The 10,403-nt window shown below is 61.3% G+C and carries 12 protein-coding genes; 6 read left to right on the top strand and 6 right to left on the bottom strand.

Translation table 11 applies throughout. From position 1 onward, the window contains the following. The first annotated feature begins 1 nt into the window (after window position 1). Complete coding sequence (locus EN994_RS06285; RefSeq protein WP_127307441.1) at window positions 2–808, top strand: RNA methyltransferase; 807 nt, start codon at window positions 2–4, stop codon at window positions 806–808. Window positions 809–900: 92 nt separating this feature from the next. On the opposite strand, the gene EN994_RS06280 is transcribed toward EN994_RS06285, so the two are convergent. After that, window positions 901–2,037 carry a hypothetical protein gene (locus EN994_RS06280; protein ID WP_063168874.1) on the bottom strand — a complete coding sequence of 379 codons (1,137 nt, stop codon included), beginning with the start codon at window positions 2,035–2,037 and terminating at the stop codon, window positions 901–903. Between the two features lie 176 nt (window positions 2,038–2,213). After that, the gene (locus tag EN994_RS06275) at window positions 2,214–2,750 is read right to left on the bottom strand and encodes an EipA family protein (RefSeq protein WP_224621527.1); all 537 of its coding nucleotides are present in this window, start codon (window positions 2,748–2,750) and stop codon (window positions 2,214–2,216) included. Window positions 2,751–3,141: 391 nt separating this feature from the next. On the opposite strand from EN994_RS06275, the gene EN994_RS06270 reads away from it, so the two are divergent. Together EN994_RS06270 and EN994_RS06265 are read left to right on the top strand one after the other, a co-directional pair. After that, window positions 3,142–3,771 carry a histidine phosphotransferase family protein gene (locus EN994_RS06270; RefSeq protein WP_024504504.1) on the top strand — a complete coding sequence of 210 codons (630 nt, stop codon included), beginning with the start codon at window positions 3,142–3,144 and terminating at the stop codon, window positions 3,769–3,771. A gap of 238 nt (window positions 3,772–4,009) precedes the next feature. After that, the gene (locus EN994_RS06265; protein ID WP_024504503.1) at window positions 4,010–4,414 is read left to right on the top strand and encodes a response regulator; all 405 of its coding nucleotides are present in this window, start codon (window positions 4,010–4,012) and stop codon (window positions 4,412–4,414) included. Between the two features lie 104 nt (window positions 4,415–4,518). On the opposite strand, the gene ctrA is transcribed toward EN994_RS06265, so the two are convergent. Continuing rightward, window positions 4,519–5,214, bottom strand: a complete 696-nt coding sequence (gene ctrA, locus EN994_RS06260) for a cell cycle two-component system response regulator CtrA (RefSeq protein ID WP_006203583.1) — start codon at window positions 5,212–5,214, stop codon at window positions 4,519–4,521. A 452-nt stretch (window positions 5,215–5,666) separates the two neighbouring features. On the opposite strand from ctrA, the gene EN994_RS06255 reads away from it, so the two are divergent. Then, complete coding sequence (locus EN994_RS06255; protein ID WP_013529907.1) at window positions 5,667–6,044, top strand: flagellar export protein FliJ; 378 nt, start codon at window positions 5,667–5,669, stop codon at window positions 6,042–6,044. A gap of 96 nt (window positions 6,045–6,140) precedes the next feature. On the opposite strand, the gene EN994_RS06250 is transcribed toward EN994_RS06255, so the two are convergent. Then, the gene (locus tag EN994_RS06250; RefSeq protein WP_013529906.1) at window positions 6,141–6,539 is read right to left on the bottom strand and encodes a helix-turn-helix domain-containing protein; all 399 of its coding nucleotides are present in this window, start codon (window positions 6,537–6,539) and stop codon (window positions 6,141–6,143) included. Window positions 6,540–6,629: 90 nt separating this feature from the next. Here EN994_RS06250 and EN994_RS06245 point away from each other — a divergent pair, with 90 nt between their 5' ends. Then, window positions 6,630–7,556, top strand: a complete 927-nt coding sequence (locus EN994_RS06245) for an NADP-dependent oxidoreductase (RefSeq protein WP_063168875.1) — start codon at window positions 6,630–6,632, stop codon at window positions 7,554–7,556. Window positions 7,557–7,625: 69 nt separating this feature from the next. Here the strand turns inward: EN994_RS06245 and EN994_RS06240 are convergent, their stop codons facing one another. After that, on the bottom strand, window positions 7,626–7,901 hold the full coding sequence (locus EN994_RS06240) for a DUF1153 domain-containing protein (protein ID WP_013529904.1): 276 nt from the start codon (window positions 7,899–7,901) through the stop codon (window positions 7,626–7,628). 289 nt (window positions 7,902–8,190) lie between these two features. Here EN994_RS06240 and mnmA point away from each other — a divergent pair, with 289 nt between their 5' ends. Then, window positions 8,191–9,381: a tRNA 2-thiouridine(34) synthase MnmA gene (gene mnmA, locus EN994_RS06235; RefSeq protein WP_063168876.1), complete on the top strand. Its 1,191-nt coding sequence runs from the start codon at window positions 8,191–8,193 to the stop codon at window positions 9,379–9,381. A gap of 56 nt (window positions 9,382–9,437) precedes the next feature. Here mnmA and EN994_RS06230 read toward each other — a convergent pair. Then, window positions 9,438–10,403: Gfo/Idh/MocA family oxidoreductase (locus tag EN994_RS06230; protein ID WP_013529902.1), on the bottom strand; the 966-nt coding region annotated here is incomplete at its 5' end.

The following is a 10,403-nucleotide window of genomic DNA, read 5'->3' as shown; positions in this document are numbered from 1 at the left end:
CATTCGCATCGACGACCCGCAAGATCCGCGCGTCGCTGCCTATCTCGACATTCGCGAGCGTGACCTCGCCGGCCGGCAAGGCCGCTTCGTCGCCGAAGGCAAGGTGGTGCTCGACCTGCTGCTCACAACTGGACGCTTTGCCGCCGAATCGGTCCTCGTCCTGAAAAACCGGCTGGCGGGTCTCGACAAGATCCTGAGCAAGGCGCCCGCCGATCTCCCGGTCTATGTGGCAACCAGCGCGGTGATGGACGCAATCGCCGGATTTCACATGCATCGCGGCATCCTGGCCATGGGCCGCAAGGGAGCGCCGCAGCCGGCCGAAGCCCTGCTCGATGGCTTGCCGCCTCGTGCGCTGGTCGTGGTGCTCGTCGGCATCGCCAATCATGACAATGTGGGCTCGATCTTCCGCAACGCCGCCGCCTTTGGCGCTGACGCGGTTTTGCTGGATGCGACGTGCTGCGACCCGCTCTATCGCAAGGCGATCCGCGTTTCGGTCGGCGCCGCGCTCAAGATCCCGTTCGCATCGTTCACCGACACCGCCGGCTTCACAACGATGCTCGCCCGACGTGGCTTCGAACAATTCGCGCTCTCGCCCCGCGGGGAGACCGACATCCGCGATGCGCAGCGCAGCGAGCGCCTGGCGCTCTATCTCGGCACCGAGGGCGAAGGCTTGCCGGACGACCTGCTCGCAAGCCTGCACGACGTGCGGATCACCATGGCGGAAGGCTTCGACAGCCTGAATGTCGCCGCGGCTTCAGCCATCGCGCTGCATCATTTTTCGGCTAGAGCAATTCTAGGAAAAGTGTGAAGCGGTTTTCCGTCCAGAATTGCCTCAAAGCAAAGAGTTAGGGCATTTCGCCGTTTCCGTGAAACGGTGAAATGCTCTAAGGAGACCTGATCTCAGCTTGTCGCGTCAGCCTTCTGCAGCGCGCGCACGCGGTCGGCAAGACTGCGGTCACCGTTGCCGGAGCGTGCGTCCGACGGTACCGCCAATGCCATGGCGATCGGCGAACCAGGCCCCTCGAGCTTGGCCGTCAGATGGACGACCTCCGCCGCCAGCTCGTTCATCTGCTCGCGCAAGGCGGAGCTGCTGTCAGCGGCCTTGGAGGCGGCCAGTGCGGTGAGATCCGCCTTCAGCCGTTTGTTCTCGCGCGCCAGCGCCGTCAGCCTCGCCTCGAGCTGCTCACGGTCGCTATCGAGCTTGGCGATTGCCTTGTCGAAATCATCGCTCCTCGCGACATCGCCGCCCTTGCCGACCAGCCGCAAGGCTGGCGCGCTGTCCTCGGATTTCGATCTTTCGCGCATGCGTGCCAGTTCCTTTTCGCGGCGGTCGAGTTTGTCTTCTCGATCGGCAAGTGTGGCCAGCAGCCGTTCGACCTTCTTGTCGAGCTCGGCGGTCTTTTTCTTCTCGGCTTTCAGGGCGTCCCGCGCGGCCTTGCTTTCGGCCGCGATTTCCTGGCCGCGCCTGTCGGCTTCCTTGCGCTGGCCGCGCAGCATCGCAATGTCACTGGCGAGTTTCTGCATTTCGGACTCTCGCGCCACGAGCTCGATCTGCCGGCTGCTCGAGGAAAAACTGGCGTCGTCATACATGCGCTCCAGCTTTTCCAGCTCAAGGGCGCGCTTTTCCAGCTTGCGTTCGGTTTCCTTCAGACGCTCCGAAAGCTGCTGCAACTCGCCCTCTCGCTGACGCAGCGCTTCGTTCTTCGCGCCCAGCTCGGTCAGCACCTGGTTCTTGTCAGTCCGCTCGACCGCCAGGCCCTTCATGGCCTCGCGACCGCGATTGATCTCGACCAGTTGTTCGGCCGCCTTCTCACGCAACGCCTTGACGCTGATTTCCAGGCGGCGCGTCGTCATGGCGTATTCGGCGCGGATGCGATCCTTGTCCGCCTGGATCTCGGTCTGCGTCAGAGGGATCGAGGATTCGATGCGTTTGCGTGTAAGCGCGACCGCACGACGCCATATGGCCGGAGCCACCATGAGCGCCAGAAAGCCAGCGCAGAGAAAGCCGAGGACGAAGAACAGGACCGACTGGACCAAGTGACTACCCGTTGTGGCCGGCAAGCATCAAAAGCGCATAGATCGCTTTGACTGTGCCACGTTGACATGGCGGAAATCCAGCGTTGCGGCAAGGGTTTGCCGCAACGGTACGAGTTTAATGCATGTCGACCCAAAAGCGGTCCCGGTTTTGGACAACGACAGCCAAGGACTTCAGCCTAGAACGGATTCCACGTGGCCCGCTCGGTAAGCTTCAGATAGCCGAGATTGACGCCGAGCCGAGCACCGACGCCGGTGCGGATCGGCACCAGGAGAACATTGTTGTTCTTCAGCACGTTGAAGCCGACGCCCGCCACCACATAGGCTGAACCGGCAACGCCGCCATAGCGGTTGTAGAGGCTGCCCACATCATCGAGATTGTAGACCAGCATCATCACCCGCGACCCCTCGCCGCCGAAATCCCAGCCGAGCGACGGGCCTTGCCAGAACACTTTGTGGTCGCCGGCATTCTTGGTGTAGAGCGTGCCTTCGCCATAGGTCAGGCCACCGATCAGCGCACCAGAACCCTCTTCGCCCAGCAGATAGCCGTTGGGCAGGCCGTAGGAGGCAAAAATCTTCTCGATCACCGTGGCGAGTCCGCCCGATGTGGCGCCAAAAAATTTGTGACCGGAATCGACAATCTCCTGAGCGGTGTATTCCTGGGCCCGCAGGGCTGAAGTCGAGAAGACGAGAACGCCCAGGAGCGTGACCGCCATTGAGAAGACACGGAGAAAGCTCCGGTCGTAGTATCGGGAAAACATGCTTCCAATCTCCGTCAGGGAGCACCTTCGCCGACGCCTCGCACCCCGTACGGCTCTTTTAGCCGGCCGTTAAGGGTAACTGTTAGGGGCAAATTATGCCGTAATCCTTTTTCAACCATTAAGCTCCCACATGAACATGGCGGTTCGAAGGCTGTTTGGGGTCGCTCAATTGGGGTCGGCAGCCTGCGTGAACACGCCATTTGCCACAACCACAATTTGGATTTGTTGCTGCACGCACGGGCGCTGTGTATTCAGAAAGCCTGAGGAGAGAGTGCGTGATTCGTGTGGCAGGCGACGATCGATCGCCCGGCCATGAGTTGTGAGATTTTGCAGGGATTTTTCGCCGATGGCCGATCTGTTCACCCTTTCCGCACCCGATCTGGCAGCGCTTTTGTGCAGCCGGGTCTGCCACGATATCATCTCGCCGGTCGGCGCGATCAACAACGGGCTCGAATTGCTTGATGAAGGCGGCGCCGATGAGGACGCCATGAAGCTGATCCGTCAGAGCGCCCGCAACGCTTCGGCCCGCCTTCAGTTCGCCCGCATCGCCTTCGGTGCCGCCGGTTCGGCCGGTATGTTGATCGATACCGGCGATGCCGAAGCGGTCGCCATCGCCTTCCTCAAGAACGAAAAGCCGGAACTGACCTGGAACGGGCCCCGCGCGTTGCTGCCCAAGAACAAGGTCAAGCTGCTGCTCAACCTGATCCTCGTCGCCAATGCCGCCATTCCGCGCGGCGGCAAGCTTTCCGTGACGCTGGAAAACCTTGAGACCGAACCGCGTTTCGCGCTTGCGTCGGCTGGCCCGATGCTGCGGGTGCCGCCGAAATTCCTCGAACTGCATTCCGGCCACAAGCCGGAGGAGCCGATCGACGCGCATTCCGTGCAGCCCTATTACACGCTGCTTCTGGCGCGCGAGGCCGGCATGACGATATCGATCCACGCGACGCCGGAAGAAATCGTGCTTTCGGCGGCCTGATGCGCAGCCGATAAAGCGAAGTATTTTTTCATTTAAAGCTGTAATTCCAGCTCATCGACTTGAGATGCGTCTGGTCGTTCAGGCGGCGCCAAAGCATTCGTGAATAAAAGTAGGCACCTGCCCATCTTTATAAAAATTTTACCTAACGCCTTTTCGGCTTCTTTACCAGATTGGCCTATGGTGCGTCCTGGATGCCCCCGACGCTACCGGACTGCCAGAAGGCAAAGAGGACCCGGAAATGAAACGCTGCATGTTCGTCGACGATTCAAGCGTTATCAGGAAGGTTGCAAAACGCATCCTGGGCGGCTCCGAAATGATTGTCATCGAGGCCGCCAGCGGACTTGACGCGCTGGAGATGTGCGCCGCCGACATGCCCGACATCATCGTCGTCGATGGCGCCTTGCCCGACGTACCGGCGGTCGATCTCATCCGTCGCGTCCGCGCCATGGAGAGCCCGATAAGGCCGCAGATCCTGATTTCCCTGGTCGAGCTCGATATTGCTTCGATCATGCGGGCCAAGCGAGCCGGCGCCCAGGGCTATCTCTTGAAGCCGTTCAACCGCCCGCAGTTGCTCGAGCGCTTTCGCACCTTGAAGAGCGCACCTGATTCGGCATCCTTGAGCAACTCCAGAAAAAGTGCGTGACGGTCTTCTGCTCGGAAGCCCAGAAGCAGACCGTTACCAGCCCATCATGCAAAAACCCGGCCGAAGCCGGGTTTTTTATTGAAAAGATTCGAACGATTCGTCGCTCAGGCGCTGACGCGAATGTCTTCCGGTTCGCGCAGCACATAGCCGCGACCCCAGACCGTTTCGATGTAGTTCTGACCGCCCGATGCCGCGTCGAGCTTTTTGCGCAGCTTGCAGATGAAGACGTCGATGATTTTCAGCTCAGGCTCGTCCATGCCGCCATAGAGGTGGTTGAGGAACATTTCCTTGGTCAACGTGGTGCCCTTGCGTAGCGAGAGCAACTCCAGCATCTGGTATTCCTTGCCGGTCAGGTGCACGCGCTGGCCGCCGACTTCGACTGTCTTGGCATCGAGGTTGACCACCAGGTCGCCGGTGGTGATGACCGACTGGGCGTGGCCCTTGGAACGCCGCACGATGGCATGAATGCGGGCAACCAGCTCGTCCTTGTGGAATGGCTTGGTCATGTAGTCGTCTGCGCCGAAGCCGAGGCCGCGCACCTTGTCCTCGATGCCGGCCATGCCGGAGAGGATGAGAATAGGTGTTTTGACCTTGGAAAGGCGAAGCGTTCTCAAGACCTCGTAGCCTGACATGTCAGGCAGGTTGAGGTCGAGAAGAATGATATCGTAGTCGTAGAGCTTGCCTAGATCGACGCCCTCTTCACCGAGATCGGTCGTGTAGACGTTGAAACTTTCCGATTTCAGCATCAGTTCGATGCTTTGTGCGGTTGCACTGTCATCTTCTATCAGCAGAACACGCATTTTATTCCCCTTTTCTGCTGCCGGACCATTTCACGACCCGTCCGGACCCGGAGCAGTGGTTGCCTTGTGCAGAGGCTGCCATTGAATGGTTAACAAATCCTAATTTCCCGTCCATGACGGTACCAGATTTTTTAACCTCTTTCTACACCCTCTTGAATCTAATAACGAATCTCAGAACCAAATTCCTAATGCAACACATTAACAACCTGGACTAAGCGACTCCAGGGACTCATCGACGTCGCTTCCGCATCGGTGGCCGGAATTTTTACCCGGCCTTAAGTCCTGACCCGTATGATTAACAATGCCCGTAAACGAATGGTTACCGCCGGCAAAAAACTTTAGGGTTTTGTTTCCCATAGTTGGGGGAAAGCCGGTGGACACGGGTGCGGCCTGGGCGTTTCCAGGTGGTTTGGACGATAAGTGCGGGTGTGCGTTTCCGGGAGTACCGAATCATGAAGTCACGTGAAAACCTCGTTCGGCTGAAACAGTTTCAGGTGAATGAGAAGCGGCGGCAGCTGCTGCAGCTCGACATGATGATCGCCGAGTTCGAACGCATGGCCGTCGAGCTGGAGCTTCAGATTACCGCCGAGGAAAAGAAGGCCGGCATCACCGACATCAACCATTTCGCCTATCCGACCTTCGCCAAGGCGGCTCGCCTGCGCCGCGACAATCTCAGGAATTCCCAAAGCGACCTCGCCCAGCAGCGAAGCGCCGCCGAATCATTACTCGGCGAAGCTGAAGCGGAGCTTTCCAAAGCGGAAATGCTGGAATCGCGCGACACGAAGATCCGCGAAGCCGAAGTCGGTGGCCGCAGCGCCATGATCGGCTAAAACCCTGCCCTTGGCGACGTCAACGCTCGCCATCGGACTGGCGCATTGTCGCGGCTTGCGGCCCGGCGGAATACGCCCAGAAGAATGAAACCCGCCCTACGCGGCCCAATCCCCTTCATTCTCGGCAATTGCCCTTGCACGGGCATCCTTGATATCCGGCGCATGCTGCTCCGCCCATGACCTGATCTGGGTAAGCAGTCCCGCCAGGTTCTGACCGAGCTCGGTCAATTCATATTCGACGCGCGGCGGAATGACCGGAAAGATCTCGCGCCGTACCAATCCGTCGCGCTCGAGCACGCGCAGCGTCTGGGTCAGCATCTTCGGCGTGATGCCGTCAAGCTTCCGGGCAAGCTCGCCATTGCGCAGCCGGCCTTTGCGCAGCGCGCAAACCACCAGATAGACCCATTTGCTGGCCAGCATCTCCAGCACCGTGTGCGAAGGACACGTTCGCCGGAACGCGTCATAGCCGAAACCGCAATCATCTTCACTATCCATGAGGTGCGTATGTATCAGAAAGGTACATACTGGACAAGGGACTATTACTATCCAAATGATAGTGGCATCAACCGAGCAGGAGATATCTCAATGCGTGCCGCTATCCAGAATTCCGTCGGCGGACCCGACGTCCTTGTCATCGCCGATCAGCCCGATCCCACGCCAGAGGCCGGCGAAGTGCTGGTCGGTGTCAAGGCCGCGGGCATCAATCCGGTCGATGGCGCCGTCCGTGCCGGCTACTACCCCTTGCTCGGCGAGCCGCCCTTCATCCTGGGTTGGGATATCTCGGGAACTGTCGAAGCACTCGGCGCCGGCGTCACCGGCTTCAAGATCGGCGACGAGGTGTTCGGGATGCCGCGCTTTCCCAAGCAGGCCGCCGCCTATGCCGAGTTGGTTGCCGTACCTGCCGATCAAATCACACTGAAGCCGAAGGGCGCGGGCCACCTCGAGGCAGGCGCCTTGCCGCTGGCCGGCCTCACCGCCTGGCAAGGGCTTGTTCGCCACGGCGGGCTGAAATCGGGGCAGCGCGTATTGGTGCATGCGGGAGCCGGCGGCGTCGGTCATCTGGCGGTGCAGATCGCCAAGGCGCGCGGCGCCCACGTCGTCGCCACGGCCAGCCCGGGCAAGCTCGATTTCGTCCGCAACCTCGGCGCCGACGAGGTCATCGACTACACCAAGGGCGATTTCACCGACCAGGTTCGCGACATCGATCTGGTGCTGGATCCAATGGGGGGCGACCACGCCCAACGCTCGCTGAAGGTGCTCAAGCGTGGCGGCGTGCTGGTGTCACTGCTCGATGTCAGCGACGACACAAGGGCGCACGCCAGTGCGCGCGATATTCGGGTCGAGCGTATGTCGGTCTTCCCCGACAGGGAGGGCCTGCTGGAACTGGCTCGGTTGATCGATGCCAACAAGATCACCGTCCATGTGGCGAAGAGCTTCCCACTGGACCAGGCGGGGGCCGCTCACGCCTTCCTTGCCACCAAGCCGATCGGCAAGGTTGTGCTGTCGCTCTGAGCGGAACGGTGACCGTGAAAAACAGAAGGGCGCGGAGTTAGCCGCGCCCTTCATCTAAATTCGCAATGGTCAGTGCCGGTATTGCTGGATGCGTGTCGTGCGCAGCCCGGCAAGGCCGTATTCGTCGATCGACGCCTGCCAGGACAGGAATTCCTCGGTGGTGAGCTTGTAGCGTTGGCATGCCTCGTCCAGGCTCAAAAGCCCGCCGCGCACGGCCGCAACCACTTCCGCCTTACGCCGGATAACCCAGCGACGTGTATTGGTCGGCGGCAGATCGGCAATCGTAAGAGGGCTGCCGTCAGGCCCGATAACATATTTGACTCTCGGTCTAACCAGATCGGTCATCGTACTCTCTACAAAAAACTCAAAGACCCAATCCCCGCCACGTTACCGCCACAGCTTTAAAAATTGCCTAAGCAGACCCTAATGACTAGGTAAGGATCATGAACGCCGCGTTAGTCTTTTCGCCGGCATTTGAAACATCTGCCCGCAAACCCTGATTTGCCGGGGGAAAATGCATCCCTTGGCGAAGATCGGCCACAAACGGTGAATCGCCCTGCACGCTGGCGCGCCGGTAAAGCTTGACCTATATTCTCGACATTGGCATTGAGGCGCCGCGCAGAACGAAAGCATCATGAACAGTCTCGATCTTCCCGGACGTCCCGAAAACACCCGCATCGTCGTCGCCATGTCCGGCGGTGTCGATTCATCGGTCGTCGCCGGCCTGCTGAAACGCGAGGGCTACGACGTCGTCGGCGTCACCTTGCAGCTCTACGACCACGGCGCGGCGACGCACCGGGCCGGCTCATGCTGCGCGGGGCAGGACATCGACGATGCCCGCCGTGTCTCCGAGACGCTCGGCATCCCCCATTATGTGCTCGACTACGAGGAACGCTTCCGCAAGGCGGTCATCGATCCCTTCGCCGAGAGCTACGTCGCCGGCGAGACGCCGATCCCGTGCGTTTCCTGCAACCAGACGGTGAAGTTCGCCGACCTCCTGGCCACCGCCAAGGAGCTCGGCGCCGACGCGCTGGCCACCGGCCACTACATCCGTTCCGGCGCCAATGGCGCCCAGCGCGCGCTCTACCGTCCGGTCGACGCCGACCGTGACCAGAGCTACTTCCTGTTCGCCACCACGCAGGCGCAGATCGACTATCTGCGCTTTCCCCTCGGCGGCCTGTCGAAGCCTCAGGTTCGCGCCATCGCCGAGGAGATGGGGCTGGCGGTTGCCGCCAAGCAGGACAGCCAGGACATCTGCTTCGTGCCGCAGGGCAAGTATTCCGACATCATCGCCAAGCTGAAGCCAACTGCGGCCAATCCGGGCGACATCGTCCACATCGACGGCCGCGTGCTCGGCCGCCATGAGGGCATCCTGCGCTACACGATCGGCCAGCGCCGCGGCATCGGCATCGCTTCCGGCGAGCCGCTTTACGTCGTCCATCTCGATGCCGACCGGGCTCGCGTCGTGGTTGGCCCGCGCGAGGCGCTGGAGACGCACAAGATCTATCTCCGCAATATGAACTGGCTGGGCGACGGACCGCTCACAGACGTCCCTGCCGGCGGCCTGGAACTGTTCGCCAAGGTCCGCTCGACGCGGCCGCCGCGCCCGGCCGTGCTGCATCATCGTGCCGGTGCCACATGGGTGGAACTGGTAGACGGCGAGTCCGGCATCGCGCCGGGCCAGGCCTGCGTGCTCTACTCCGATGACGGCAACGAGGCCCGCGTGTTCGGCGGCGGCTTCATCGAGCGATCGGAGCGTGGCGCCGAGGCCGAGGCCATGCTGACCCGGCTTGCCGCCCGGCCGGACCAGATTCCCGCGGAATAAGATTCCCGCGGAATAAGATTCTTGCCGAATAAGTTTCCTGCCGAATAATCCGCGCTTCAGGAATTCGACTTGGTGTGGGTGACCGTGCCGGCGGTCAGGATGCGCAGCACCCTGATCGCTTCCTCGCCGCTGGTACGCGGTTCGGCACGCGTCTCGATGCACTGGATGAAATGCTCCAGCTCGCGCGTCAGCGGCATGCCCTGGGCAACCGCGACATAGGACGGCTCATTGGTGGTGAAGGCCCATTGGCCGCTGTCCTGCCACACCGCGTGGCGGTAGACGGCCAGCTTGCGTTCCCATGGCTCGACGTCGTCGAACACCGCCATTGCCTTGGTGCCGACCACGGTCAGCCGCCGCTCGCGATAGGGATTGAGACGCGAGGTGAAGAGATGGCTGCGCAGGCCGTTGGGGAAGCGCATGTGCAGATGCGCGAAGTCGCTGAGATTGTCGAGCAGGGCGGCCCCCTCGCCGCGCACCTCGATCGGCTCTGTGCCGGTGATCGCCAGGATCATCGACAGATCGTGCGGCGCCAGGTCCCACAGCGCGTCGTTCTCTGTGTGGAACTTGCCGAGGCCGAGCCGGTGAGAGTGGATGTAGCGGACCTCCCCGAGTTCGCCCTTGTCGATCAGCCCCTTCAGCGTCTCGAAGGCGGGGTGGAACCGCAGGACATGGCCGACCATGAAGACGCGGCCATTGTCCTTGGCCGCCTGCACCGCACGCTCGGCATCCGCCACCGTCAGCGCGATCGGCTTTTCCACCAGCACGTCCTTGCCGTTCTCGACGGCACGTACCGCAAGGTCGGCATGGAACTGCGGCGGCAGCGCCATGACGATGGCGTCGATATCGTCACGGACGAACAGCTGGTCCGGCTCGATCGCCAGGCAGTCCTGCTCGCTGGCAAAGCCTTCCGCGCGGGCCCGGTTGGTATCGGAGACCGCGTGCAGCGCGCCGAGCGCCTTGAGAGTGCGGATGTGGTTGCTGCCCCAGTATCCGCAACCGAGGACTGCTATGCGCGGCTTCAT

It is taken from the genome of Mesorhizobium sp. M7A.F.Ca.CA.002.09.1.1, from assembly GCF_003998555.1.
Lineage (GTDB): Bacteria > Pseudomonadota > Alphaproteobacteria > Rhizobiales > Rhizobiaceae > Mesorhizobium > Mesorhizobium ciceri.
This window is presented reverse-complemented; position numbering and strand designations above follow the sequence as displayed.

Bases quoted from the DNA above. Each gene is read 5' to 3' on its own strand.
- EN994_RS06275 (WP_224621527.1), bottom strand. From the start codon at position 2,750: ATGGCGGTCACGCTCCTGGGCGTTCTCGTCTTCTCGACTTCAGCCCTG.
- EN994_RS06270 (WP_024504504.1), top strand. From the start codon at position 3,142: ATGGCCGATCTGTTCACCCTTTCCGCACCCGATCTGGCAGCGCTTTTG.
- EN994_RS06265 (WP_024504503.1), top strand. From the start codon at position 4,010: ATGAAACGCTGCATGTTCGTCGACGATTCAAGCGTTATCAGGAAGGTT.
- ctrA (WP_006203583.1), bottom strand. From the start codon at position 5,214: ATGCGTGTTCTGCTGATAGAAGATGACAGTGCAACCGCACAAAGCATC.
- EN994_RS06255 (WP_013529907.1), top strand. From the start codon at position 5,667: ATGAAGTCACGTGAAAACCTCGTTCGGCTGAAACAGTTTCAGGTGAAT.
- EN994_RS06250 (WP_013529906.1), bottom strand. From the start codon at position 6,539: ATGGATAGTGAAGATGATTGCGGTTTCGGCTATGACGCGTTCCGGCGA.
- EN994_RS06245 (WP_063168875.1), top strand. From the start codon at position 6,630: ATGCGTGCCGCTATCCAGAATTCCGTCGGCGGACCCGACGTCCTTGTC.
- EN994_RS06240 (WP_013529904.1), bottom strand. From the start codon at position 7,901: ATGACCGATCTGGTTAGACCGAGAGTCAAATATGTTATCGGGCCTGAC.
- mnmA (WP_063168876.1), top strand. From the start codon at position 8,191: ATGAACAGTCTCGATCTTCCCGGACGTCCCGAAAACACCCGCATCGTC.